Raw genomic sequence first — 25,173 nt, forward strand, 5'->3', positions numbered from 1 at the left:
CTGACAGCGTCAATGGGGCAGTGGGACGTCCAGTCCTTGGCATCCCGCCACGCTACACCTACTTATGAGGCGAATTTCCGGCGCAGCACACTAGCACCACGACGCTCAAGCGGATCCAGTCGTACAACAACCAGACCCGCTACGTCCGGCACGCCAACTTCGACGTACGGATCGACGCGAACGTGAGCCCGCTGCGCGACTCCCAGTTCCGGATCGTGCCCGGCCTGGCCAACAGCTCGGGGTACGTGTCCTTCGAGTCGGTCAACTACCCCGGCTACTACCTGCGGCACTACGCCTACGACGGGCAGCTCGCGGCGAACGACGGCACCGCGACGTTCGCCGCGGACGCGACGTTCAAGCAGGTGGCCGGGCTGGCCGACAGCTCCTGGGTGTCGTTCCAGTCGTACAACTACCCGACCCGGTACCTGCGCCACTACGACTACCTGCTGCGCATCGACCCGATCAGCACCGCCACCGAGAAGGCCGACGCCACGTTCCGTATCACCAGCTGATCTTCGGGAGGGGTCGCCACGGCGGCCCCTCCCGTTGTTGCAGGTACCTTGCGACGCAAGGTACCTTGTCAGCGTGACAGACGAAGCGGCACTGACCACGGCCCTGCGCCGGGGCACCATCGAGTACTGCGTGCTCGCGCTTCTCGACAAGCGCGAGCTCTACGGGGTCGAGCTGGTGCAGCAGCTCAGCACCGGTCTGGGCATGACCACCAGCGAGGGGACGATGTATCCGCTGCTGTCGCGGCTGCGGCGCAACGGGCGGATCGCGACCACCTGGCGTGAGGCTCCGGCCGGCCCGCCACGGCGCTATTACACCCTCACGGCGGACGGCGAAGCGGCTCTCACCCACTTCCGCACCGAGTGGGTCACCTTCCGCAGCGGTGTGGACCGCATCCTGGGAACGGAGAGTTGAGATGACCCAGACCGACGAGCTCGTCGCCGCCTATCTGGCGCGGGTGGAGCGGGCCGCGAGCCGCCTGCCGGCCGGGCGCCGCGAGGAGCTGCTCGGCGACCTGCGCGAGCACATCGAGATCGCGCGGGCCGAGTCGGGCGCCGGGACGGAGGCCGAGGTCCGGACGATCCTGGACCGCCTCGGCGACCCGGAGAGCATCGTGGCCGCCGCCGACACCCAGACCGACCTGCCGCGGGTGACGCCGCCCGCGGTCTTCCCGCCGGGCCCGGCGGCACCACCGGCGCCGCTCCGGCCCGCGTCGCGCACCGCGTTGTGGATCGGGCTCGGCGTGCTGGCCGTGGTCATGATGATTCTCTTCTGCGGCTCGGCGCTCTTCATGGCGCGCGACGACGGTGGCCCCGCGGAGCGGCCGGTCCCGCCGCCTCAGCCGACGCAGGCAGAGGAGCCGCGCCCAAGTGTAGGACCCTGATACCACCCTGATGATCCATTCGTAGGGTCTCGTCCGGGTTACCACTTATAGGCGAGTGCGGGTGGCGGTTGAAAGGATGAGGCGGACTCGTCATCCGGCCCCGGGGAGGCCAGCAATGAGGTTCGCCCGTCCCGCCACCGCTGCCGCTCTCGCCGCCACGCTGCTGCTGGCGGCGTGCGGCACCGACGACCCGGAGCCGGCCGCGCAGGCGCCGCCGTCCAGTCCGCACACCGGTCACAGCGCCTCCGGCTCCGCGCCGCCGGCCGGTCCGCTCCGTCAGGGTGAGCGGTTCGTCGAGGTGGGGCTGACGACGCCGTACACACCGGCCGCGCCGAACGGCGGCACCGATGAGTACCGGTGCTTCCTGGTCGACCCGGGGCTGACCGAGGCGGCCTATCTGACCGGCAGCCAGTTCCGCCCGCAGAACGCGGCGATCGTGCACCACGCGATCTTCTACCGGCTCGACCCGGAGCAGGCGAAAGCCGCCGAGAAGGTGGACGCCGGGACGCCCGGTGAGGGCTGGACCTGTTTCGGCGACAGCGGTGTGGAGGGCCAGACGGCCTGGGTGGCGCACTGGGCGCCGGGCGCGGGCGAGACGCTGATGCCGGCCGGGTTCGGGTTCACCATGCCGCCCGGCAGCAAGCTCGTCATGCAGGTGCACTACAACCTGCTCGGCGCGGGTGACGGCGGCCCCGGCTCGGACGCGTCCGGCATGCAGATGCGCCTCTCCTCCGCGCCCGGGCTGAAGCCGCTGGAGACCGGGCTGGTGATGGCCCCGATCGAGCTGCCCTGCGCGCCGGGCGAGTCGGGCCGGCTCTGCGACCGGGACACCGCGGTCGCCGATGTCGGCACCCGGTTCGGCGCCGAGTCGGCGGAGACGGTCAAGCAGCTGAACCAGTGGTGCAACGGCGGCGGCGTGCCGAAGTCGGGCAACACGCAGAGCTGCGACCAGCCGATCGAGGAGGGTGGCACGGTCTACATGGCGGCCGGGCACATGCACCTGCTGGGGCGGGCGATCAAGGTCGAGCTGAACCCGGGGACGGCGAAGGCGCAGACCCTGCTGGACATTCCGCAGTACAACTTCGACGACCAGGCGCTCGTACCCCTGGCGAAGCCCATCCAGGTCGCCAAGGGTGACACCGTCCGGGTGACCTGCACCCACGACGCGGCGCTGCGCAAGCAGCTGCCGCAACTGCAGAAACTCCCCCCGCGGTACGTGGTGTGGGGCGAGGGGACCAGCGACGAGATGTGCCTGGGAATCCTGGTCATGGCGCCCGCGTAGTGGGTATGTAGGCGGTCCATGACCGAGTACGGCATCCACGCCTCCCACGAGCAGATCCCGCCCGGCGCGCTACTGGACGCGATGATCGCGGCCGAGCGCGCCGGGTTCGACGCCGCCATGTGTTCCGACCACTTCTCGCCGTGGAGCGCCCGCCAGGGCCAGTCGGGTTTCGCCTGGTCCTGGCTGGGCGCCGCGCTGCAGGCCACGAACCTGTCGTTCGGGGTGGTCAACGCTCCCGGTCAGCGGTACCACCCGGCGATCATCGCGCAGGCGATCGGCACGCTGGCGAGCATGTTCCCGGGCCGGTTCTGGGCGGCGCTGGGCTCCGGCGAGTTCAGCAACGAGCACATCACCGGGGCGAAGTGGCCGCGCAAGGAGGTCCGCAACGCCCGCCTGCGCGAGTCCGTCGACGTGATCCGTGACCTGCTGGACGGGCAGGAGGTCTCCCGCGACGGGCTGATCACCGTCGACCGGGCCCGGCTCTGGACCCGGCCCGAGGTCACCCCGCCGCTGATCGGCGCCGCGGTCAGCACCGCCACCGCCGCCTGGTGCGCCGAGTGGGCCGACGGCCTGGTCACCGTCAACGCCCCCGAGGAGCACCTGCGCGACATGATCGCCGCCTACCGGGACGCCGGCGGCCGTGGCCCGGTCTGCCTGCAGGTGCACCTGAGCTGGGCCGGGTCCGAGGCGGAGGCCGAGACGATCGCGCACGACCAGTGGCGCAGCAACATCTTCGTCCCGCCGGTCTGCTGGGACCTGGCCACCGCGGAGGAGTTCGACGTGGTGTCCGAGCAGGTCACCGTCGAGCAGGTGGCGAAGGTCGTGAACATCTCCGCCGACCTGGAACGGCACGCCGAGTGGCTACGAGGCTATGCGGCTCTCGGCTTCGACCGGATCTACCTGCACCACGTGGGGCAGGACCTGCGGCCGTTCATCGACGCGTTCGGGGCGAAGGTGCTGCCGGCTCTGCGCTGAGGCGCGCTTGTCGGCGTACATCCGCTCGTCGGCGGCGGCGAGCATCTCGTCGGGCGCGACGATCCGGCGCTCGGTCCGGGTGACCGCGCCGACGGCGGCCGTGACGACCAGCTCGCGGCCGCCCCACGGCACGGGTTCGGCGATCGACCGGGCGATCCGGTCGCCGAGCGCCCGGGCCGTCGCGTCGTCCGCGTCCACGCAGAAGATCAGGAACTCGTCGCCGCCGATCCGGGCCACCACGTCACCGGCCCGGACCGCCACGGTGATCCGCCGGGCGGTGGTCCGCAGGATCGCGTCGCCGGCCTCGTGCCCGTGCTCGTCGTTGACCGGCTTGAACCCGTTCAGGTCGCAGTAGATCAGCGCCAGGTCGCCGGGAGCGCCGCCGGCGTGGGCGGCGATCGCCGTCTGCATCTCGGTGAACAGGTGCCGCCGGTTCACCAGCCCGGTCAGCTCGTCGTGGGTGGCCTGGTGGATCAGGGCGTGTTTGAGCCGGCTGATCCGGACCAGCACCAGCGGGACGCTGAGCAGCGGCGCGATCGTCAGCAGCAGTCCGTCGGCCGGCTGCCCGAGCAACTGGCCGACGCCGCCGCACACCGGGATCAGCAGCAGCGCCGAGCCGAGGAAGCCGAGCTTCAGCCGCGGGGTGGGCGGCGCCAGGTTCACGGCCGGCTCGCTGAGCTGTTTCACGCTCGGGTGCAGCCCCGCGGCGCCGAGCGCCAGGTAGCCGATCGCGAAGCACAGTGCCGGCAGGGACGCGTTCTCCCCGGTCACCGGCCCCATGTTGACCACCGCGATGCCGAGGATCGTGCAGCCCAGCGACGCGAACAGGTAGTTGAGGCAGGCCCGGCCGGCCTCGCTCGTCCGGGCCACCCGCAGCAGCGCGCCGCAGATCCCGAGCAGCACCAGCAGCTGGGTGAGCACCAGGAACAGACCGGCGGAGCCGATGCCCGCGCCCAGCATGTGCGGGCGGAAGGCGAACTCCCACAGCGGCGCGGCCAGGGCGATGCCCCACACCGCGGCGTCGATCGTGCCGCTCGCGTCCCGGGGCGCGTGCCGCAGCACGATCAGCAGGCTGGCCGCCAGCATGAACACGTAACCACCCAGTTGCGGTGGCACCACCAGCAGATCCGGCGGCTTGGGCACACCTGCCAGCGCCCCGTGGAACCAGCCCGCGTTGGCCACGGTGAGCAGCAGCAACGCGATGATCACCAGCACCCATGGGCGACGGTCGGCCACCCGGTGCAGGCGCAGGCCGACCGCGATCGCCACCGCGGCGGCCATGCCGGACAGCAGCATCAGACCGGTGCGGGCCACCGCGCCGCCGTAGACGTAGCCGAGCGTGAAGATCACCGTCAGGATCGCAAAACCAGCCGACACGGTACGACCCACACGCGCCGGCACCGGCCGGGACCGCTCGTCCCGGCCGGTCAGGAGATCCCCGGGCCGGCGCACACCGGTGTTCTTCGACGCCGACCGGCCGATCTTGAGGTTTTGTTGAGGCGGCCCCGCAAGAGTCACTTCTCGTGTCGGCTTGACTACCGCATCGACAGCCATTAAACAGTTCGTGGATCCTCTGGGATCAACGGAAGGACCCGTCTGTGGATCCGTTCGCGAGGGTGCCCCTGGGTGGCACCGATGTCACCGTGACCCGGCTCGGCATGGGGCTGGCGCCGATCGGTGGGCTCTACTCGGCCGTCGGGGACCGTACGGCGGCGGCCGCCGTCGACGAGGCGTGGCGCCGCGGGGTCCGCTTCTTCGACACCGCGCCGCTGTACGGCGCCGGGCTGTCCGAGCGGCGTGCCGGTGCGGCGCTGCGCGAGCGGAGCGGCTTCACGCTGGCCACGAAGGTGGGCCGACGTGTCGTGGACGAGAAGCCCGCGACCGCGGGCATGTGGGCGGAGGGCGGCGGCAGTGTGCGCTGGGACTTCTCCGGCCCCGGCGTCCGCTCCGCGCACCGGGAGAGCCTGGAGCGCCTCGGCCTGCCCCGCGTCGACCTCCTGCACCTGCACGATCCGGACGACCACTTCGAGCAGGCCGTGACCGAGGCGCTGCCCGCCCTGGCGGCCCTGCGGCGGGAGGGGACGATCGGCGCCGTCTCCGCGGGCATGAACCAGTCCGCGATGCTCACCGCGTTCGCCCGTACCGGGCACTTCGACTGCCTGCTGCTGGCCGGCCGCTACTCGCTGCTGGACCAGTCCGGCCTCGCCGACCTCCTGCCGGAGTGCCACCGCCGCGGCATCTCGGTGATCGTCGGCGGCGTCTACAACTCGGGTGTGCTGGCCGCCCCGGTCCCCGGCGCCACCTACGACTACCGGCCCGCCCCGCCGCGGGTGCTGGCCCGGGCGCAGGCCATGGAGCGGATCTGTGCCCGGTACGATGTGCCGCTGCGTGCCGCCGCCCTGCAGTTCCCGCTCGGGCACCCGGCGGTCGCGTCGGTGCTGGTCGGGATACGGTCACCGGAGGAGGCGGCGGACGCGGCGGCGATGGCGTCGGTCCGGATCCCCGGCGGTCTGTGGAGTGATCTGGCCGCGGCCTGGTTGCTCGATCCCGAGGTGCCGGTGCCCGTGTCTGTCGAGGGGAGCTCCAGTTGAGATACCTGCGGGTGGGCCCGCCCGGCGCCGAGCGCCCGGTGCTGTACTCGGAAGGCTCGCTCTACGACCTGACCCCGGTGACCGCCGACATCGACGCGGCGTTCCTGGCCGCCGGCGGCTACCAGGGCGACCCGCGGGCGCTGCCCCCGGCGGACGTGGACGGTGGACGGGTGGGTCCGCCGATCGCCCGGCCCGGCGTGATCCTGTGCATCGGGCAGAACTACGCGGCGCACGCCGCCGAGTCGGGCGCCGCGCCGCCGGCCGAGCCGATCGTCTTCTACAAGGCGCCGAACACGGTCGTCGGGCCGGAGGACGACATCCTGCTGCCGCCCGGGTCACAGCGCACCGACTGGGAGGTGGAGCTGGGGGTGGTGATCGGCCGGACCGCCCGCTACCTGTCGTCGCCCGCCGAGGCGCTGGCCTGCGTGGCGGGGTACGTGCTGGTCAACGACGTGTCGGAGCGGGAGTTCCAGCTGAACCGCTCGGGTGGGCAGTGGTCCAAGGGCAAGTCGTGCGAGACGTTCAACCCGCTCGGGCCGTGGCTGGTCACGCCGGACGAGCTGAGTTTCCCGCTGCGGCTGCGGTCCTGGGTCAACGGCGAGCCGCGGCAGGACTCCAGCACCGCCGACATGATCTTCGACGTCGGGTTCCTGATCTGGCACCTGTCGCAGTTCACCGTGCTGGAGCCGGGCGACCTGATCAACACGGGCACCCCGGAGGGGGTGGCGCTGTCCGGCCGTTTCCCCTACCTCGAGCCGGGTGACGTCGTGGAGATCGAGATCGACGGGCTGGGCCGGCAGCGGACCGGGGTGGAGTCACCCCGCTGAGGTCAGCTCGTCGGCGGCGTCGGACAGGATCGCGGCGACCGTGGTCATCGCGTCGATGCGCTGCTCGATCTCCCGCGGGCGGGGGCTGAGCAGCGCGGCGACCGGCGTGTTGACCCACTCGCCGGTCACCACGTAACCGCAGCCGGGCAGCGCCTCCTCGATCCGCCGCAGCACCTCCGGGGTGAACAGGGCGGTCACCTCGGGCGTGCCGGTGTCGCCGCTGACCAGCTCCCCGCCGGCGATCGACACCCGGCCGACCGGCAGCGGGCGGGGCAGCCGCGCCAGGTAGAAGGTGTCGTGGCCGCCGATGTCGTGGTGCTGGTCGAAGACGACGAACTCCACCCCGTTCGCGGTGCCGGAGAGCACCGCGAACGCGGGTGGCGGGTTGCGCAGGAACTGCTCCAGCCGGGTCGACGCGGGCAGCGCGGCGTCCTCGGCGCGGTAGGTCCAGCCGCGGCGGGCCGCCAGCCGGGGACGGCCCCGCAACGTCCGGGTACGGGAGATCAGCTTGCCGGTCTGGACCAGGATCGTCACCCCGCCGGCGAACCCGAGCACACCGGCGGTGGCCGGCTTGTGCTCGCCGATCAGCCGGACCGCGCCGACCATCAGCAGCACACCGACGAACAGCCAGATCACCGGCCGGCGGCGGCTGCGCAACCGGGCCGGGATCGGGCTGTACGGGACGTTCCTCGACCACTCGTTCACTGGTTCCTCCGCGAGCCGGGTGCCCCTCCATACCCGCCGACGGCACTGTCCGACCCTCCACACGGTACGGTGCGCATCCGGCTCGCGACACGCCGTTCGACCGCTCCGAAGGTAACGGTCCGGCGTGGACTTCCTCAGCCCAGGACCGCCTCCACCCGGACCACCGAGCCCGGCGCGGCCGGTGTGACGAGGTTGCCCTCGACCCGCTCGCCGTCGACGAGCAGATGGGTGACCCGGCCGCTGCCGGTCACGCTGATCTCGTAGGTGGCGCCCCGGAACCCGCGGGTGGCGGTGAAGCCCGGCCAGCCGTCCGGCAGCACCGGGTCGATCCGCAGGCCGCCGAAGTCCGGCCGGATGCCCAGGATCCACTGGCTGATCGCCACGAAGTTCCAGGCCGCGGTGCCGGTCAGCCACGAGTTCTTGGCCTCGCCGTGGGTCGGCGCGTCCCGGCCGGCGATCATCTGGGCGTAGACGTACGGCTCGGTGCGGTGCGTCTCGCTGATCTCCTCGCGGGCCGACGGGTTGAGCCGCCGGTAGTAGTCGAACGCCCGGTCCCCGTTGCCGACCATCGTCTCGGCGATCATGATCCACGGGTTGGTGTGGCAGAAGATGCCGGCGTTCTCCTTGTACCCCGGCGGGTACGACGAGATCTCGCCCAGCTCGATGCGGTAGCTGGAGTAGGCCGGCTGCTGGAGCACGATCCCGTGCGGGGTGGCCAGCCGGTCGGCCACGCTGTCCAGCGCCTTCACCGCCAGGCCGTCCTCCAGGCCCACCCCGCCGAGCACGCACATGCCCTGCGGCTCGACGAAGATCTGGCCCTCGTCGTTCTCGCCCGAGCCGATCACGTTGCCGTAGAAGTCGTACGCCCGGCGGAACCAGGCCCCGTCCCACCCGTGCTCGGTGATCGTGCCGGCCATCTTCTCGGCGGCCGCCCGGTAGACGACCTCCTCGCCGTCCTGCCCGCGCAGCCCGGCGATCACCGCGAGCTCCTTGGCGGCCAGCACGAACAGGCCGGCGATGAACACCGACTCGGCGACCCCGCCGGACGCGTTCTCGGTGGTCTGGAACGGCTCGCCCGGGGTGTCGGAGAAGCAGTTCAGGTTCAGGCAGTCGTTCCAGTCGGCCCGGCCGATCAGCGGCAGACCGTGCGGGCCGAGCCGGTCCAGCGTGTACTTCAGCGAGCGGCGCAGGTGCTCGTAGAGCGGCACCTCGCTGCCCGGCACGTTGTCGAACGGCACCGGCTCGTCCAGGAACGTGTGGTCGCCGGTCTCCTTGAGGTATGCCGCGACGCCCAGGATCAGCCACAGCGGGTCGTCGTTGAAGCCGTCGCCGATGTCGTTGTTGCCGCGCTTGGTCAGCGGCTGGTACTGGTGGTAGGCCCCGCCGTCCTCCTTCTGCGTGGCGGCGATGTCCAGGATCCGCTCGCGGGCCCGCTCCGGGATCATGTGCACGAAACCGAGCAGATCCTGGTTGGAGTCGCGGAAGCCCATGCCGCGGCCGATGCCCGTCTCGTAGAGCGACGTCGACCGGCTCATGTTGAAGGTGACCAGGCACTGGTAGGCGTTCCACACGTTGACCATGCGGTTCGTGTCGCCGTCCGGCGTGGTCACGTGCAGGCCGTTCAGCAGCCCGTCCCAGTAGGCGCGCAGGTCGGCGTACCCCTGATCGACGACCTCGGGCCGCAGCCACCGGGAGATGACCGGCCGCACCCTGGTCTTGTTGATCGTCTGCGATCCCGGCGGGTCGAACTTGTCGTCCTTGGGATTCTCGGCGTAGCCGAGGACGAAGACGACCTCGCGGGTCTCGCCCGGGACGAGCCGCAGTTTCACGTGGTGGCTGCCGATCGGCTGCCAGCCGTGAGCGATCGAGTCCTTCGAGAGACCGCTCTCCACCACGGCCGGGCGATCCCAGCCGCGGTACGCCCCGAGGAACGCCTCCCGCTGCGTGTCGAACCCGGCGAGCGGCTCCGAGCAGGCGAAGTAGGCGAAGTGGTCGCGGCGCTCCCGGTACTCGGTCTTGTGGTAGATCACCCCGTCGACGACCTCGACCTGGCCGGTGTTGAAGTTGCGCTGGTAGTTGGTGGCGTCGTCCTGCGCGTCCCACAGGCAGAACTCCACCGACGAGAACAGCGAGATCTCGGCGTCGTCGGTCCGCTCGTTCGTCACCCGGACCCGCCAGACCTCGAGCGTCTCGCCGAGCGGGGCGAAGTAGAGCGTCTCGGCCCGGATGCCGCGGCGCGAGGAGCCGATCTTCGTGTACGACAACCCGTGCCGGCACTCGTAGTCGTCCAGCTCGCGTTCCGGAGTGGGCTGCCAGGACGGCGACCAGTAGTCGCCGCTCACATCGTCACGGACATAGACGTAACGGCCACCCACGTCGAGTGGCGCGTTGTTGTAGCGGTAACGGGTCAGCCGCCGCAGACGGGCGTCACGGTAGAACGAGTAGCCACCCGCGGTGTTGGACACGATGCCGAAATAGGCGTCGGTGCCGAGGTAATTGATCCACGGCAGCGGTGTGTCCGGTCGCTCGATGACGTACTCGCGCTGCTCATCGTCGAAATGCCCGTAGCGCAACAGGTCCTCCCCCGTCGCCGTCGGAGCCGCCCGGCGGAGTCGCCGGCCGGCATGGGAGCAAGTTTGGGAGCGCTCCCATGGTCGTTCATTTTACCGCTTCGACACGTTCCTGGGACCAGTCCGAAAAGACTCTTGTGCGACTCCGTGCACGCTCCCACGGGAACGGTGAACGGCCGCCCGCGGGAGACACGGGCGGCCGTCCGGGGTGTCCGGCCGGTCGTCGGCGCTGTCCCCACATCGGTGGGACGCCACTCCGACGACCGGCCGGACGGGACGTGCGGTTACGGCGTCCAGGGGTTCGCGACGGTCCAGCTGCTGTCCGCGCTGAGCGTCAGCGGCCGGTCGAACCCGGTTCCGGCGCCGGCGGCGATCCAGGCCTGGGCGTCGAAGTGCCGCAGGTAGCGGCCCGGGAAGTTGATCGACTCGAACGTCACGCCGGTCCCGCCGAGGCCCGGCCGGGCACAGAACGTGGCGTCGGCCGCGAACAGCGCCGACCCGTCGTTCGCCGCGAGCCGGATCCGGCTGGCGGCGTGCCGCAGGTACTGACCGGGGACGTTGACCGACTCGAACGTGTAGCACGACGAGTCGGCCAGGCCCCGGCGCAGCGTGAACGTGGCGTCGGCCTTGAGCAACGCGCTGCTGTCCGGGCCCACCGCCTCGGTCCAGCCCAGGCTGTCGGCATGCCGCAGGTACCGGCCGGTGTAACCCCAGGTGGTGACCTGCAGCGACCGGCGCACGTCGTACGGCAGCAGCACCGAGCTTCGCCACAGCGCCGGGTTCGACACGTTCCAGGTGGCGTCGGCGGCGAACGAGCCACCGGTGTTCGCGTCGATGCGGACCTGGTCATTGGCGTGCCGCAGGTACCGGCCGGGCTGGTTCGCCGCCTCGAAGGAGATCCCGCCGGCCGCCAGGCCCGGCCGGCTGCACCACGTGGCGTCGGCCGCGAACGTCCCACCGGTGTCGGCGTCCAGGCGCACCAGGCTGTCGGCGTGCCGCAGGTACCGGCCGGGGAAGTTCACCGACTCGAACGAGTAGCACCGGGGATCGGACAACCCGGCCACGGTACGGAACGACGCGTCCTGCCGTGCGCCGTCACCACTGATCACGTCGGTCCGCGCCAGCGAGTTCGCGTGCCGGAGGTGACGATCGGTGTATCCGGGTGTGGTGACCTGGAACGACCGTACGTGCCCGAGACTCAGGGGCGCCGCCGCGTTCTGGTTCCGGGAGGCCCGGATCAGGTTCGTCAGCGCGGTCCGTACCTGGACGGTGTCCACCTTCTGCACCTGACGGTCGTACGTGAGCAGGCCGTTGTACTCGCCCTCCACGTCGGTGATCTCGGTGTAGACGAAACCGGACAGCCCCTTGCTGGTGATCAGCCGTTCCGAGTCCCGGATCATCCCGGTGAACCGGTCGTTGAGCTGCGCGTTGCCGGACATCTGCTCGTAGGCGAAGAACTGGCCGTTCGGGCTGTACTCGTGCCCCGGCGTCCGCAGCCCGAGACCGCCGAACTCACCGAGGATCGACACCCGGGACGACGACGGCGACGGCGCGTCCGGCCCGGTGTAGACATGCCAGTCGATGATGTCCCCGGTGCCCGGGTCGCCCTTGGAGGCGCAGCAGTTGAAACCGGAGTGCGCGTTCATCAGCCGCGTCGGGTCATAGCTCTTCAGGTTCCGGGTGATCCGCTGGGTCTCGGCCAGGTTCCACTCGCCCCAGCCCTCGTTGAACGGCACATACGTGATCACCGCCGGCGAGAAGCGGTGCTCGTCGACGATCTCCCGCGCCTCGGTCTCGAACTGGGCGACCTGGGCCGCCGACTTCGTGTCGTCACCGCCGGACGGGATGTCCTGCCAGACCAGCAGCCCGAGCCGGTCCGCGTGGTAATACCAGCGGGCGGGCTCCACCTTGATGTGCTTGCGGACCATGTTGAAACCCAGGTCCTTGTGCTTCTGCAGGTCGAAGGCGAGCGCCGCGTCGGTCGGCGCGGTGTAGAGCCCGTCCGGCCAGAACCCCTGGTCGAGGGTGCCGGCCTGGAAGACGAACTCGCCGTTGAGGGTGGGCCGCAGCACGCCGTTGACCAGCTTGGTGCCGACCTCGCGCATGCCGAAGTAGCTGGTCACCTGGTCGACGGTGGTCCCGCTCGCGTTGCGCAGGCTGACCCGCAGGTGGTAGAGGTACGGGTCGTCGGGCGACCACAGCCGCGGGTTCGGCACCGGGACGGTGAAGTCGGTGAACCCGCCGGTGGCGCTGCCCACCACGGTGGATCCGGCCAGCGACTCGGCGAACACGCTGTGCCCGGTGACGCCGCCGCGGGTGAACACGCGCACCCGTACGGTGCCGGCCGTGATGTTCGGGTAGATGTCGACCGAGTAGATCGACGACACCGGGGTCGGCTCCAGCCAGACGGTCTGCCAGATGCCCGACGTCGGCGTGTAGAAGATGCCGCTCGGGTTGTTCACCTGCTTGCCGGACGGCTGCTCCTCGCCACGGCCGTCGGTCGGGTCGTAGACGCGCACCACGATCTCGTTGGTCCCGCCGTTGAGCTGCGGCGTGACGTCCACCTCGAACCTGTCGTAACCACCCTTGTGGGTGGTCACCTGCACGCCGTTGACCCACACGGTGGTCTCGTAGTCGACGGCGCCGAAGTGCAGCTGCACCCGCCGCCCGGCCCAGTTCGACGGCACGGTGAAGGTCCGCCGGTAGAACATCAGGTCGCGGTTGTCGTTGCGCATGATCCCGGACAGCGCCGACTCGACCGGGTACGGCACGAGGATCCGCTCCGGCAGGGTCTGCCCGATCGGCGGCGCCGCGTTGCGGTCGACGTTCCCGGCGGAGTCGGTCGCCGGGTTGAGGAACTGCCACTCGCCGTTCAGCGACTGCCAGTCCGGGCGGGTCATCTGCGGCCGCGGGTACTCCGGCAGCGGGCTGGTGGTGGAGACCTGGCTGGTCCAGGGCGTGGTGAGCGGCGGCGTCTTGGGAACGACGGCGGCCGCGGGTGCGGCGACACCGGCCAGGCCGGCGGCGGCCAAGGCGAGCACCGCAGAGGTACGGGCGACGAATCGGCGCATCGGACTCCCCAGGGGAACGAGCACACCGAGTGACATGAACCGCCTGGTCTCGGCGGACATGCCGGACATCGGAGGCTGAGGACGGACGAACATGAACCGGGAGGACACCGGAACCCCGCAAGACCGAACGGGCTCACACAGGGTCGAACACATTCATCCATCGACGCCGATTCTCTGTCAAGGTTCTGAACGATTTCCGGAACAAGGACGTGCCGGACGGCGGCCCGGGGACGGACCCGGGCCGCCGGGAGATCAGGCGGGCGGCGGGCCGGACGGTGGCGTGCCGCCGGGGCCACCGCCGGGCGGGCCTTGATCCCCGCCGGGAGGAGCAGCCCCGGCGGCCGGGGTGGTGCCGGTGTCCACGCCGACCGAGAGCGACACCGCATACCCGCTCGCCACGTCGCCGGTGACGGTCGCCAGCTGCTTGGCGCCGGAGTCGTCACCGAAGACGTTGTCGGTCGCGAGGGTCAGCTGGGCCAGGTTGGTGACCGACGACTCGTACCCCTTCTGCTGATAGACGGTGTCGCAGTACTCCTTCGGGATGGCGACCTGCGAGGTGGCGATCGCCTTCGTGGAGTCGGTGATGCTCGCCTGGTCGGGGTAGACCTCGAAGTGGATGTGCGGCCAGCGCCCGGTGTAACAGGCCGGGAAGATGCTGGTGAATTCGACCTTCCCGGAGTCGTCGGCGATCTGGACGCCACGCAGATAGTTCTCCTCGGTGACGCCCTCGGAGTACATCGAGTACCGGCCGGCGCGGTCGCAGTGCCAGACGTAGACGGCCACCCCGGCGAACGCGGCGCCGCCGTTGGCCAGGTCCTTGATCGTCAGTTCGAGCGTCATCGGCACACCCTCGGCGGCGCCGTCCGCGTCGCCGAAGCTGGACCGGATGTCGCTGCGCACGATGCCGCTCTGTTCGAGCACGTCGGGGCCGTTGGAGCCGTCACCCGGGTACGGCCCGGCCGTCTCGTCGGGGATCTCCTCCGACGAGACGGCGGCGGACGTGGCGGACGTGGCGGTCGACGCCGAGGACGACGAGGACGGGGACGTGCAGGCGGCCAGGCCCAGGCCCATCGCGCCGATGCCGAACGCCCGCAGGATCTGCCGCCGGCCCATCAGGGTGTCCAGGTCGAACCCGAGACCCTGGTCGAAGACCTCCTCGTCCGGGTTGGGAAGTGGACGCCCCTGATAGGACGGCTCGTGCTGTTGGCTCACTTTTCCTCCGATATGCCGCTCGGTGGGTGTTACGCCCACCATGCAAACATCGGAGGCTATGGCTGAACTGTGTGTCAGCTGGCCGAGGCCGAGTAACTGTTGGTCACGAAGTCCTTGCCGCCGCTCGACGAGGTGATCTCGTAGCCGAACTGGATCGTGCTGAGCGTGACGTCGCCGTACCAGCCGCGGGACCGGATCCAGTTGAGGACCGCGCGGATGTCGACGGTGCCGGCGCTGGTGTTGCTCGTCCGCACGAAGGAGAACACCTGGTTGGCGCCGTTGGACCCGGAGTAGACGTTCCAGCTGTGACCACCGACCGTGACGGCGGTCTGGAACGTGCCGAGCGGCCCGACCGCCCCGGTCTTGTTCATCCAGAGCATGATCTCGTACGTGGTGCCGTTGGCCCAGATGTCGTAGGCCGTGGTGTAGGCGCCACTGGACGGCACCGTCACGTTGAAGCTGCTGGTGGCGCTGCGCAGGGCACTGAGCCTGATGCCGACGCTGCGGCTGGCGTTCGGGTACGACTTGATGCCGCCGGTGTTCGGGTGGTTGGCCCAGACGCCCCAGTTGCTCGTCGAGTTGGCCCAGATGGTCTGCGGGCCGGCGCCGCTGCCCCAGATGTTGTTGTAGAGCGTGTAGCCGCCGCTGGACCAGTTGCCCCACTGGGCGGACGACGACCACACCGCGGCCCGGGCGGGGGCCTGGCCGAGCAGCATCAGGACGGCGGCGAGCAGCAGGGCGAGGGTGAGACGGAGTCGGTGCACGGGTGCTCCTCGGGGATGTCGAAGCGCTTCGACACACCATCGGGGGAATCGATGAGCGTCGAAGAAAGGGGATACCGGCACACTAGGCCGGAAGTCATCACGGTGCAACGCACAAGAAACCTCCGCTCCACAATGGATCTACGGTAAGGTCGCGAGACATCGACACGGATCAGGGGGCACCTGTGGTGGACGAGACGGCGCCGCCCGGGCTGGACACGTCGACGGCGCATCCGGCCCGCCGGTACAACTACTGGCTGGGCGGCAAGGACAACTTCGCGGCCGACCGCGAGTCCGGCGACATGATCGAGCGGGCCCACCCGACGGTCCGGCTCTCGGTCCGGGAGAATCGCTCGTTCCTGCAGCGTGCGGTGCGCTTCCTCGCCGAGGAGGCACGGGTCGACCAGTTCCTCGACATCGGCACCGGCCTGCCCACCGCCGACAACACCCACGAGATCGCCCAGCGCCGGGTCCCGCACGCCCGGGTCGTCTACGTCGACAACGATCCGATGGTCGGCGCACACGCCCGCGCCCTGCTCACCAGCAGCCCGGAGGGCGTCACCCGCTATCTGGAGGCCGATCTGCGCGATCCGCGGGGGATCCTCGGCCACCCGCAGCTCAAGGAGGCGCTCGACCTGGACCGGCCGGTCGCGCTGGTGCTGATCGCGGTGCTGCACTTCATCGCCGACCACGAGCAGGCCCGCGACGTCGTCCGGGAGCTGCTGTCCGCCCTGCCGTCCGGCAGCTATCTGGCCGCGTCCAACTTCACCCTCGACTACAGCGACCGGGAGACGGCCGCGGTCGCGCGCCAGATGATCGCCCAGGGCCGGTCCGACGCGCACCCGCGCACCCGCGCCGAGTTCGCCGAGTACTTCGTCGGCCTGGGCCTGATCGGCCCGGGCATCGTCCCGGTCTCCGAGTGGCTCCCGGAGGTCCCGGCCCACCAGCGACCACCGGCCGACCAGGTGGCGATCTACGGGGCGGTCGGCCGCAAACCCTGATGCGCCCTTCTGACGATCAAACCTCCGCGAGGGTACGGCCGTAGCGCACCTCGTCCAGCGGGAACCCCCACGACGAGTCCACCTTCGACGCGCCGTCCGGCGCCCACCCCGCCGCCTCGTAGAACCGCCTGGCTGCGGTGTTGGTCTCCAGCACCCACAGGGTCGCGCGCCGGAACCCGGCCGCCACCAGGTGATCCGTCGCCGCCGCCATCAGCTCCCGCCCGGCGCCGGTCCCCTGATGCGACGGCAACAGGTAGATCGCGGTGATCTCCCCCGTCACCGCCCGGTCCGCGCCGGGGTCACGGCTCGGCTGGATCGCCACGAACCCGACCGGCGGCGCCCCGGCCTCCGCCTGCACCAGGATGGCAGCGGGCGGCCGGAGACCCGCCAGCCACTGCCGCCAACCCGGTTCGCGCTGGGCCGGGTCGAGCGAGTCCAGGTAGTCCTGCGGGATCAGCCCGGCGTAGGCCGCCTGCCACGTACGGACGTGCACCATCGCGAGGGCGGCCGCATCCCCGGGAACCGCATGACGAACCGGCATCCCGCAAAGATAGACAGCTTTCGCGATACCGGCCTGCCCATTTTCTGAATCTTCGGAGTCACCCGGTGACGCCGTCAGGAGAACAGGGCGGCGTATCCGTTGAGCGCCGGCTGCCCGCCGAGATGGGCGTAGAGGACCGTGGAGTCGCGGCTGATCTCGCCCCGGGTGACCAGGTCGATCAGTCCGGCCATCGACTTGCCCTCGTAGACCGGGTCGGTGACCATGCCCTCGGTGCGGGCGGCGAGCCGCATCGCGTCGAGGGTCGTCTCGTCCGGGATGCCGTAGGTGCCGGCGTGGTAGCGGTCGTCCAGGACGATCTCGTCGTCGGCCGGCTCGCGGGCGCCGATCAGCGCGGCCGTGCTGCGGGCGATCCGGGCCACCTGCTCGTGGGTCTCGGCCGGCTTGGCGGAGCCGTCGATCCCGATCACCCGCCGCGGGCGCCCACCCGCCGCCGCGAACCCGGCGATCATCCCGGCCTGCGTGCTCCCGGTCACCGAGCACACGATGATCGTGTCGAAGAAGACCCCGAGCTGCTCCTCCTGCGCGATCACCTCGTACGCCCAATTGGCGAACCCCAGCCCGCCGAGACGGTGATCGGACGCGCCCGCCGGAATCGCATAGGGTGTGCCGCCGGAGGCGACGACGTCGGCGAGCGCCGCCTCCCAGCTCTCCTTGAACCCGATGCCGAACCCGGCCTTGACCAGCCGCACGTCCGCGCCCGCGAGCCGGCTGATCAGGATGTTGCCGACCTTGTCGTAGACGCTGTCCGGCCAGTCCACCCAGCTCTCCTGGACGAGCACGCACCTGAGGCCGGTGGCGGCGGCGACCGCGGCGACCTGCCGGGTGTGGTTCGACTGGACGCCACCGATCGACACCAGCGTGTCGGCGCCCTGCGCGATCGCGTCGGCCACCAGGTATTCGAGCTTGCGGGTCTTGTTGCCGCCGTACGCGATACCGGAGTTGCAGTCCTCCCGCTTCGCCCAGATCTCGGCGCCACCCAGGTGACGGGTCAGACGGTCGAGCCGGTGCACCGGCGACGGGCCGAACAGCAGCGGATGACGGGGAAAGTCGGAAACACTCATGAGAGCCCCTCGGTCAGCGGGTGAAGGTGGCCCCAGATCTCCGCGTTCACCGCGGTGGCGCGGGCCACGTCATGGGCGGCCAGCGCGGAGATCAGGTCGTCGTGCAGACGGACGGAACGGCCCGCCTGCGGAGACGTGAAAAGGAGACGCTCGGCACGGCGTACCAGCGAGGTGTATCTCTCGACCGTGCCCGACGCCGCGGCGTTGCCGTAAGCGGCGAGCGGAATCGCGTGCACCTCGTCGTCCGCGGCGAGAGCCGCCTCGACGTCGCCGTCGGCGACCGCGGCGGCGAACCGGGCATTGGCCGCACGCATCGCCGCCACCCGCTCCGGCCCGATCGTCGCGGCGACGTGGCGCACCGCGAGATCGTGCATCGCGCCGAGCACGGCCGCCGCGTCCTCGACGTCCTTGGCCACCACCTCGGTGACCCGGGTGTAGCTCTGCGGCTTGGTCTCGACGAGCCCCTCGCTGGTCAGCCGCGCGATCGCGTCGCGGATCGGCGCCCGCGACAGGCCCAGCCGCTCGGCCAGGTCGTCCGGGCGCAGCGCCGTCCCGGGCGCCAGCGTGCCGTCGACGATCGCGCCGCGCAGCCGCCCGTAGGCGGCGTCCCTCAACAGGTGCCGTCCGATGCTCTCCACAACTGAAATGTTAGATGCCAGAGGGCCGCGAAGGCCAGAGCCTCGGGAAACCTGTGAAACGAGGGCTGCCGCGACCGGGCGGCAACCCGGTCACGGCGGGGATCATCTGCGGTCCTTCTGCTGTTCCCTCTTGACCGCGGCGCCGATCAGCGCCGCACCCACAGTCAACCGCCGCGGCACCGCGCGCCACAGGGCCCAACGCCCCGGTCCGGTCGCCGTTCGCCTCAGACCTCAACCACCATTCGGTACGGCCACGAACAGAACCGTGGCGGTCCGCGCAAGGCAGGCGAGAACACCGGGCCGTTGCGCGGCCGCCGGGCTGAAGCCGCTGGTCACCGAGCCGAGCCGCGCCGCGGCCCGCAAACGAGTGTGACGGTGGTTCGGGCGCCGCCTCGTCGCCCGGACCACCGTCACGGTTTCTGGAGTGCCGCGGGGTCAGCCCCGCTTGGTGCCCGCCTTCTGGCCGGCGGCCTCCTCGGCAGCGCCCTTCTCGTCAGCGGCGCCCTCGCCGGCCGCGCCCTTCTCGTCGGCGCCCTGGTCAGCGGCACCTTCCTCAGCACCCTGGTCCTCGGCGCCCTGGTCGTCGGCGCCGGCACCCGCATCGTCGGCGCCCGCAGCGGCGGCCACCGCCTTGGCGTCGGCCAGGGCCAGGCAGGACTGCAGGAACGCCTGCTGAGCGTCGGTCACCGCGGCGGCCGCGTCGGCGGCCTGCTCAGCGGCGCCCTTCTCCCCGGCAGCGCCCTTCTCCCCGGCGGCACCCTTCTCCCCAGCGGCACCCTTCTCCCCGGCAGCGCCCTTCTCGCCGGCAGCGCCCTTGTCCTTGTTCTTGTCCTTGTTCTTCCTGGCGGCCTCCTTCTTGGCCGCCTTCAAGATCTTGACGTACTTCTTGGCGAGGGCCCGGTTCTCGGCCTTGGCGGCGGCCGGGTCCTCGGCGGCCTGCTCGGCGGCGTCGGCGGCGTCCTCGGCGCCGGCCTCACCCGCGGCGGCGGCCACATCGGCGGCGAACGTGTCGCACGCCGCCTCGAGAGCGACAGCCGCCTCCTGGGCAGCCTCGCCGGGCGCCTGCTGCTCGACCGGGGCGAGCTTCTCGCCGTCGCAGATCACGTCCGCGCCCTCGATCTGAAGCTCGGTGCACTGGGAGACGTCGAACTGCTGGCCGTTGACGGTGATCACGTCGGCGGCGGCCTTCGCCCCGGCGCCGGCCTTCTCGGTGCTGGCGTTGGCCAGCTGGACGCCGACCACCCCGCTCACCACGAGCACTCCGGCGATCACAGCCGCGCCGATCGTCTTCCGCCGGTTGTCCGGGTTGTTACGTCGGTACGAGCGCGCCCTCATAATCACTCCTCGTCGTTGAACGTCCATGCCGTCGGTTGGGGGGCCATACGGGCCGAGGGCGCCGAGGGGTTCAACGGCTCATGCCGGAAGGATCCCGAATCACCCCTCCACAAGGCATCAAAACCGCAGCTCAGAGCACGTGCACTAAGTGCCCGAAAAAATATTCCGGAGCACCCCTGGAGGGGGACCCATCGATGGTCACAGAGGGTGGACCGGCGACCATTTCGACAGTCCACTACGTACGGTGACATGTGCGAGGTGATCGTCGGGCGCGCTACGGTGGGGGATCGCGGCTCCGGGTGCAGGCCGGCGCCGGGGTCCCCCGTGTCGTGACCCGGTCAGCGGATCTGGAGCTCCAGGAGGGAGTATCCGTAGCTGCTGACGCGCTTCGTGCCGTACATGCGGAGGTAGCGGGCAACGGTCTTCTCGCTGATCCCGACCGTGCCGCCGGTGCCCGTCGTGGTGGCGAAGACACGCTTCCAGGTCTTGCCGTCGATCGACGTCTCCACGCGGTATGCGGTGCCGTAGGCGTGCTCCCAGACCAGGACCACCTCGGAGATCTGCCAGTTGCGGCCCAGGTCGACCCGGATCCACTGGGGATCGGAGAAACCGCTCGACCAGCGCGTCGACGGATCGCCGTCGATGGCGTTCGCCGGTTGCCACGGGTCGCCCTCGGAAGCCGACGCGGTGGCCGTGCCCTGCAGCGCCAGATTCGCGCCGGACGGGTTCGCGCGGCCGGTCACGCCGGGTTTCGGGGCGGGGGCGCTCGATGCCGGGGCGGTGGCCGACGACGACGCCGGCGCCGAGGCCGGAGACGACGGGGCGGTGGCGACCGGCTCGGGGATCACCGGGATCGACGCGAGCGGGGTGGAGACGGCCGGCTCGGGTGCGGACTCCACGGGCGGGGGCGCCGCCGACGCCGGGGCGCGGTCGCGGAGGCGGTCGGCGCCGAGCAGGGCGATCGGGACGGCGAGCAGCAACGCCGTACCGGCGGCGATCCAGAGGTGCCGGCGCTGGGCGGGGCGCTTCGACCGTACCCCCTCCGGGTTGGGAACACGCTGAGCGGGAGCCGGCGGACCTGCCGGACCACCGCCCTGGCCCGGAATCGGCGTGGCCCGCGGGATCTGTGGCATCCGGGTGAGCCGCAGGCTGTCCGCCCGTGAGGGCCTGCGCTGCTCCCCGGACACCGGATCCACCGGCCGCCCGCCGTCACGCCCCTCCACGCGGATTCCTCCCGCTCGATCGCCGGCGGGCCATCGACCGCCGCGCAGTATCTTGGCGCACCATCGGCGCCGGGCGGTGTCGTCCCGGAGGTCGCGGCGGGGGCTGCAGGGCGCGGTGCAGGGCATCAGCACCAGGAAAGTGAGAGCGATCACCATCGCCGTGTCGTGGCAGGTCACCGGGGCTTTCAGTACGGAAACCTTGCAGTGAGGGCGGCCATCCCCGTGGATGCCCGCCCTCAGGATCGGGATGGGATCAAGCAGCGGTGGTCACGCCGGACGTGGTGACCAGCCGGCGCACCGCGGCGCGGGTGATCTTCTTGAACTCGCGGTCCTTCGGGTCGGCCGCACCGACGAGGCCGACCGTCAGCGCCACGTCGCGGTAGGCGACCTGCGCGAACTTGACGTCCGCCGAGATGTCGATGCCGAAGAACCGGGCCTGCACACGCACGCTGCCGGTGACCGACTCGTCGCCGAGCGGCGGGTTCCACGCCAGCGGCCGGCTCGTCACCTGGACCGTCTCGATCTCGATGTCCGGGCAGTCCTCCAGAACCTCCTGCACCTGGTCGATCGTTGCGAGCGCGGCGTCCTCACCGACGACGGCCAACGCCTCGAACGCCACCGCGTTGGTGTCCTCGTGGAGGAAGACGACGCCGGCGGTCGCACCGGGCTCACCCGGGACCGGGGCGGGCGCGGAGGGCGGGCCGACCACTGCCGGCGGGCTGCCCTTGACCGGCTCGGCGGGGGCCGGGCCCTGGGCGGGCGGCGTCGAGGGGCCCGTGATCGAGAGGGTGGAGGTGGTCGCGTCGTCGCTGGTCGCGGCGGCGTCGCTGTCCGTCTCGTCGCTGGTCGCGGCGGCGCTCGTCCCGTCGCCGCCGGACAGGGCGGACAGCCCGTCGCAGGCGCTGGCATCCGGGTCCTGCGCGGTGATCATCTCGGCCAGGATCGACTCGAAGCCCTCCATGTCCTGCTTGACGTAGCCGTCGGGGACGTCGGCCTCGGTGATCAGCGCCTTCTTCAGTTTCTCCGACCGATCCGGGGGCTCCGGCACACCCGCGATGACAGGCGCCGCGCTCGCCGGTGACGGGACACCCGCGACCGTGGACAGGCCGAGCCCCGCGGAAAGCACGAGAGCGGCGGGATAGGTGAATTTGCGATGGATTGAGAGAGCCATTCTTACAGGCTAGATATCATTTATGCGCTTCGGCGTAATAGTGATGATTTCAAAGACGGCCACTCGATCCGCGGCTGCTTCGAACTCGTCCGCCGTACCGGTGGCGACCAACCCGATCCGGACGAAGAACGGCACCCCGTGCGGCACCTCGGCGGGGAACGCCCGCAGCACGGCCCGCCGCTCCCCCACATCGGCGACCTCGGCCAGCCGGACCGGCATCCGTCGCCGGCTCAGGTCGCGGTGGCGAGCACGAGGCGCAGGAGAGCATTGAGCTGGGCCGCCTGCTCACGGTCGAGGCCCAGCGAGGTCTCGACGAGTTCGACGGCGGTCGCGCATCGTCGCAACGCGGCGCGGCCATCGGCGGTGAGCTGGGCCGGGACCCGGCGGCCGTGCCCGGCGGAGGCATCACGCTCGATGTAGCCCAGACGCTGCAGGGAGACCAGCAGATCACTCATCGACTGAGGAGTGACCAGAACGGCTCGGGCGACCTCACCGTTGGCGAGGCCGGGACGCAGGTCCAACTCGAGCAGGACACCGAACTGGGTGGGGGTGAGGCCGGCTTCACCCAACGCTTCCCGGAACCGGCGGGCGACGACGTGACTGGCCTGCACCAGGGTCCAGACGGCGATGTCCTCGGGCGCCGGGCCGGGCCAGGTCGGTTCGACACTCACCGGCCGATGGTAGAAGCTCGCCCAACTATCAGGTGCCTGATACCTTGAGTCGATGGAACGTCTGACCCGGTTCGTCGTCCTGCACCGTTGGTGGGTTCTGCTCGCCTGGATGGTGACGGCTCTGGCCGGTGGCTTCGCCGCGCCCCGGGCCACAGCCGCTCTGACGTACGACTTCTCGCTGCCCGGCCAACGTGGGTACGAGACCAACCGGGTCATCAAGGAGACCTTCGGTTCGGGCGGTGACGCGGCCCCGGTGCTGCTCATCGATGCCCACCCGGCACCGGAGCGGGCGCGCCGGGTGGCCGCAGCGGTCGAGCAGGCGCTGCCGGGAGCACGGGTGTTGTCGTATGCCGACCAGGCGTCGCTGCTCTCCGCCGACGGACACACCGGTGTCGTCGTGGTCTACCCACGCATCACGCCGGGGCCGGAGCCGTACGCCGCCGCCCTGCCGATCCTGACCGAGGTGGCCGCACAACAGCAGGTCACGGTGACCGGCAAAGATGCGCTGGTCGCGCAGAGCGGCGGCGACCAGGGCGCGGACGTGCTGGTCGAGACGATCTTCGGCGGCGCCGGGGCGCTGATCGTACTGCTGGTGGTGTTCGGCTCGGCCTTGGCACTGATGCCGTTGCTGATCGCGGCCGGCTCGATTCTCACCACCTTCCTGATCGTCTGGGGTCTGACCGGTCTGACCGACATCTCCTTCATCGTGCAGTTCCTGCTAGCGCTGATCGGGCTCGGCGTGGCCATCGACTACGCACTGCTGATCGTCACCCGGTGGCGTGCGGAACTCGGCCACGGCGCCTCACCGGAGCAGGCCGTCAACCGCGCGCTGGCCACCGCCGGCCGCTCGGTGTTCTTCTCCGGAGTCACCGTCGCCGTGAGCCTGGCCGCCTTGATCGCCCTGCCGGTGCCGTTTCTGCGCAGTGTCGGCTTCACCGGCCTGCTGATCCCGGCGATCAGCGTCCTGGCCGCGCTCACCCTGCTGCCGGCGCTGCTGCTGGTGGCCGGCCGGCGACTGGACTGGCCGCACCGGCGTGGCACCGATCCGGAGAGCCGGCTGTGGCGGCGCATCGGCACGGCCGTCGTCCGGCACCGGTGGATCTCGGTGACAGCGGCCGTGACCGTGTTAGTGGCCCTGGCAACTCCGGTGTCGACGATCCGGCTCGGCCAGCCGACCAACGCCTCGCTCGCCTCCACCGGCGGTGACGCCGGCACCGCGGTCACCCGGCTCGACACCGCCGGCCTGGGCGCGGGCCTGACCACCCCGGTGGAGATCCTCACCCGCGACCCCGCCGTGGCCGGCGAGGCGGTGACCGGGCTGCCCGGTGTGGCCGCCGCGATGACCTGGCCGGCCGGCCCCACCGGTGAATCCCTGGTCGACGTGTGGACCAGCGCCGACACCTCCACCGAGAAGGGGGCTGCGGCCGCGGCCCGGGTCCGGGCGGCCGCCGAGGCAACCGGGGCCCGGGTCGGCGGTCTGCCGGCCGGAGACGCCGACTTCGTCGACGCCGTCTACGGCAACGCGGGCTGGGTGATCACGCTGATCGTCGTGGTGACCACGCTGCTGCTGATGCGGGCGCTGCGTTCGATCGTCCTGCCGATCAAGGCCCTGATACTCAATGCGATCTCGCTCGGCGCGGCGTACGGCATCACGGTGTGGATCTGGCAGGACGGGCACGGCACGGAACTCCTGTTCGACCAGCGCGCCGCCGCCGCGATCACCACCTGGGTCCCGATCGCGGTGTTCGCCTTCCTGTTCGGGCTGTCCATGGACTACGAGGTGTTCCTCCTGTCGCGGATCCGGGAGGAACACGACAACGGCCACGCCACCGACGAGGCCACCGTCCACGGCGTCGCCCGCACCGGCCGGCTCGTCACCTCGGCCGCGCTGATCCTGTTCCTGGCCTTCATCTCACTCGCCCAGGTGCCCACCACCGAGGTGAAGATCCTGGCCACCGCCCTGGCGCTCGGCATCATCATCGACGCGACCATCGTGCGGGGCGTGCTCGCTCCCGCCCTGGTCGCGGCGCTGGGTCGCGCCAACTGGTGGGCTCCTCACCGGCGCCGGGCACCGCAGCGAACGCCCACCCGTACGGCTGATCCGAAGCCGGGCGGGCGGTGACG

General features: G+C 70.9%; 23 protein-coding genes. 9 read left to right on the forward strand and 14 right to left on the reverse strand.

What is annotated here, in order from left to right:
• Positions 1–113 precede the first annotated feature (113 nt).
• The 5 genes from BM290_RS43890 to BM290_RS43910 all read left to right on the forward strand — a co-directional run bounded on the left by BM290_RS43890 (position 114) and on the right by BM290_RS43910 (position 3,650).
• A complete protein-coding gene (locus tag BM290_RS43890; protein ID WP_093621945.1) occupies positions 114–512 on the forward strand; it encodes an AbfB domain-containing protein in 399 nt (132 codons plus the stop codon).
• Between the two features lie 73 nt (positions 513–585).
• Positions 586–924: a PadR family transcriptional regulator gene (locus tag BM290_RS43895; RefSeq protein WP_093621946.1), complete on the forward strand. Its 339-nt coding sequence runs from the start codon at positions 586–588 to the stop codon at positions 922–924.
• A gap of 1 nt (position 925) precedes the next feature.
• Positions 926–1,393, forward strand: a complete 468-nt coding sequence (locus BM290_RS43900) for an HAAS signaling domain-containing protein (protein ID WP_093621947.1) — start codon at positions 926–928, stop codon at positions 1,391–1,393.
• A gap of 115 nt (positions 1,394–1,508) precedes the next feature.
• Positions 1,509–2,675 carry a monooxygenase gene (locus BM290_RS43905; protein ID WP_093621948.1) on the forward strand — a complete coding sequence of 389 codons (1,167 nt, stop codon included), beginning with the start codon at positions 1,509–1,511 and terminating at the stop codon, positions 2,673–2,675.
• Between the two features lie 18 nt (positions 2,676–2,693).
• On the forward strand, positions 2,694–3,650 hold the full coding sequence (locus tag BM290_RS43910) for a TIGR03885 family FMN-dependent LLM class oxidoreductase (protein WP_093621949.1): 957 nt from the start codon (positions 2,694–2,696) through the stop codon (positions 3,648–3,650).
• Here the strand turns inward: BM290_RS43910 and BM290_RS43915 are convergent.
• The gene (locus tag BM290_RS43915; RefSeq protein ID WP_177320151.1) at positions 3,537–5,027 is read right to left on the reverse strand and encodes a GGDEF domain-containing protein; all 1,491 of its coding nucleotides are present in this window, start codon (positions 5,025–5,027) and stop codon (positions 3,537–3,539) included. The genes BM290_RS43910 and BM290_RS43915 overlap by 114 nt on opposite strands.
• Before the next feature lie 221 nt (positions 5,028–5,248).
• Between BM290_RS43915 and BM290_RS43920 the strand changes: the two genes are divergently transcribed.
• Together BM290_RS43920 and BM290_RS43925 are read left to right on the forward strand one after the other, a co-directional pair.
• Positions 5,249–6,241 (forward strand): aldo/keto reductase, encoded by a 993-nt coding sequence (locus BM290_RS43920; RefSeq protein WP_239144113.1) that lies wholly within the window; start codon positions 5,249–5,251, stop codon positions 6,239–6,241.
• A complete protein-coding gene (locus tag BM290_RS43925) occupies positions 6,238–7,068 on the forward strand; it encodes a fumarylacetoacetate hydrolase family protein (protein ID WP_093621951.1) in 831 nt (276 codons plus the stop codon). Before BM290_RS43920 ends, BM290_RS43925 begins: the two co-directional genes overlap by 4 nt.
• On the opposite strand, the gene BM290_RS43930 is transcribed toward BM290_RS43925, so the two are convergent.
• From BM290_RS43930 to BM290_RS43950, 5 genes are all read right to left on the reverse strand, one after another.
• Positions 7,057–7,773 (reverse strand): hypothetical protein, encoded by a 717-nt coding sequence (locus BM290_RS43930; RefSeq protein WP_093621952.1) that lies wholly within the window; start codon positions 7,771–7,773, stop codon positions 7,057–7,059. The genes BM290_RS43925 and BM290_RS43930 overlap by 12 nt on opposite strands.
• Before the next feature lie 134 nt (positions 7,774–7,907).
• Complete coding sequence (locus BM290_RS43935; protein WP_093621953.1) at positions 7,908–10,346, reverse strand: glycoside hydrolase family 94 protein; 2,439 nt, start codon at positions 10,344–10,346, stop codon at positions 7,908–7,910.
• 281 nt (positions 10,347–10,627) lie between these two features.
• Positions 10,628–13,414, reverse strand: coding sequence for an AbfB domain-containing protein (locus BM290_RS43940; protein WP_093621985.1), 2,787 nt, complete (start codon positions 13,412–13,414; stop codon positions 10,628–10,630).
• A 252-nt stretch (positions 13,415–13,666) separates the two neighbouring features.
• Positions 13,667–14,626 (reverse strand): intradiol ring-cleavage dioxygenase, encoded by a 960-nt coding sequence (locus tag BM290_RS43945; protein ID WP_239144112.1) that lies wholly within the window; start codon positions 14,624–14,626, stop codon positions 13,667–13,669.
• Between the two features lie 74 nt (positions 14,627–14,700).
• Positions 14,701–15,390, reverse strand: a complete 690-nt coding sequence (locus BM290_RS43950; protein WP_093621955.1) for a GH12 family glycosyl hydrolase domain-containing protein — start codon at positions 15,388–15,390, stop codon at positions 14,701–14,703.
• Positions 15,391–15,572: 182 nt separating this feature from the next.
• Here BM290_RS43950 and BM290_RS43955 point away from each other — a divergent pair, with 182 nt between their 5' ends.
• The gene (locus tag BM290_RS43955) at positions 15,573–16,388 is read left to right on the forward strand and encodes an SAM-dependent methyltransferase (protein ID WP_239144111.1); all 816 of its coding nucleotides are present in this window, start codon (positions 15,573–15,575) and stop codon (positions 16,386–16,388) included.
• Positions 16,389–16,404: 16 nt separating this feature from the next.
• On the opposite strand, the gene BM290_RS43960 is transcribed toward BM290_RS43955, so the two are convergent.
• The 8 genes from BM290_RS43960 to BM290_RS43995 form a co-directional block, all read right to left on the reverse strand.
• On the reverse strand, positions 16,405–16,929 hold the full coding sequence (locus tag BM290_RS43960; protein ID WP_093621956.1) for a GNAT family N-acetyltransferase: 525 nt from the start codon (positions 16,927–16,929) through the stop codon (positions 16,405–16,407).
• A 74-nt stretch (positions 16,930–17,003) separates the two neighbouring features.
• The gene (locus BM290_RS43965) at positions 17,004–18,011 is read right to left on the reverse strand and encodes a 1-aminocyclopropane-1-carboxylate deaminase (protein WP_093621957.1); all 1,008 of its coding nucleotides are present in this window, start codon (positions 18,009–18,011) and stop codon (positions 17,004–17,006) included.
• Positions 18,008–18,649 (reverse strand): GntR family transcriptional regulator, encoded by a 642-nt coding sequence (locus tag BM290_RS43970; protein ID WP_093621958.1) that lies wholly within the window; start codon positions 18,647–18,649, stop codon positions 18,008–18,010. The genes BM290_RS43965 and BM290_RS43970 overlap by 4 nt, the downstream gene beginning before the upstream one ends.
• Before the next feature lie 435 nt (positions 18,650–19,084).
• Positions 19,085–19,984: a hypothetical protein gene (locus BM290_RS43975; protein ID WP_239144110.1), complete on the reverse strand. Its 900-nt coding sequence runs from the start codon at positions 19,982–19,984 to the stop codon at positions 19,085–19,087.
• Between the two features lie 338 nt (positions 19,985–20,322).
• Positions 20,323–21,207: a discoidin domain-containing protein gene (locus BM290_RS43980; protein ID WP_093621960.1), complete on the reverse strand. Its 885-nt coding sequence runs from the start codon at positions 21,205–21,207 to the stop codon at positions 20,323–20,325.
• Positions 21,208–21,460: 253 nt separating this feature from the next.
• Positions 21,461–22,378: a hypothetical protein gene (locus tag BM290_RS43985; protein WP_093621961.1), complete on the reverse strand. Its 918-nt coding sequence runs from the start codon at positions 22,376–22,378 to the stop codon at positions 21,461–21,463.
• Positions 22,379–22,387: 9 nt separating this feature from the next.
• A complete protein-coding gene (locus BM290_RS43990; protein ID WP_093621962.1) occupies positions 22,388–22,597 on the reverse strand; it encodes a hypothetical protein in 210 nt (69 codons plus the stop codon).
• An 11-nt stretch (positions 22,598–22,608) separates the two neighbouring features.
• Entirely contained in the window at positions 22,609–23,049 is a 441-nt protein-coding gene (locus BM290_RS43995; protein WP_177320152.1) for a MarR family winged helix-turn-helix transcriptional regulator, read from the reverse strand.
• 52 nt (positions 23,050–23,101) lie between these two features.
• Here BM290_RS43995 and BM290_RS44000 point away from each other — a divergent pair, with 52 nt between their 5' ends.
• Positions 23,102–25,171, forward strand: coding sequence for an MMPL family transporter (locus BM290_RS44000; RefSeq protein ID WP_093621964.1), 2,070 nt, complete (start codon positions 23,102–23,104; stop codon positions 25,169–25,171).
• The last annotated feature ends 2 nt before the right edge of the window (positions 25,172–25,173 follow it).

The organism is Actinoplanes philippinensis (assembly GCF_900113015.1).
In the GTDB taxonomy this organism is placed as follows: Bacteria; Actinomycetota; Actinomycetes; order Mycobacteriales; family Micromonosporaceae; genus Actinoplanes; species Actinoplanes philippinensis.

Coding starts and splice junctions, on each gene's coding strand:
- BM290_RS43900 (WP_093621947.1), top strand. CDS start 926: ATGACCCAGACCGACGAGCTCGTCGCCGCCTATCTGGCGCGGGTGGAG.
- BM290_RS43905 (WP_093621948.1), top strand. CDS start 1,509: ATGAGGTTCGCCCGTCCCGCCACCGCTGCCGCTCTCGCCGCCACGCTG.
- BM290_RS43910 (WP_093621949.1), top strand. CDS start 2,694: ATGACCGAGTACGGCATCCACGCCTCCCACGAGCAGATCCCGCCCGGC.
- BM290_RS43940 (WP_093621985.1), bottom strand. CDS start 13,414: ATGCGCCGATTCGTCGCCCGTACCTCTGCGGTGCTCGCCTTGGCCGCC.
- BM290_RS43960 (WP_093621956.1), bottom strand. CDS start 16,929: ATGCCGGTTCGTCATGCGGTTCCCGGGGATGCGGCCGCCCTCGCGATG.
- BM290_RS43965 (WP_093621957.1), bottom strand. CDS start 18,011: ATGAGTGTTTCCGACTTTCCCCGTCATCCGCTGCTGTTCGGCCCGTCG.
- BM290_RS43975 (WP_239144110.1), bottom strand. CDS start 19,984: ATGAGGGCGCGCTCGTACCGACGTAACAACCCGGACAACCGGCGGAAG.
- BM290_RS43985 (WP_093621961.1), bottom strand. CDS start 22,378: ATGGCTCTCTCAATCCATCGCAAATTCACCTATCCCGCCGCTCTCGTG.
- BM290_RS43990 (WP_093621962.1), bottom strand. CDS start 22,597: ATGCCGGTCCGGCTGGCCGAGGTCGCCGATGTGGGGGAGCGGCGGGCC.
- BM290_RS44000 (WP_093621964.1), top strand. CDS start 23,102: ATGGAACGTCTGACCCGGTTCGTCGTCCTGCACCGTTGGTGGGTTCTG.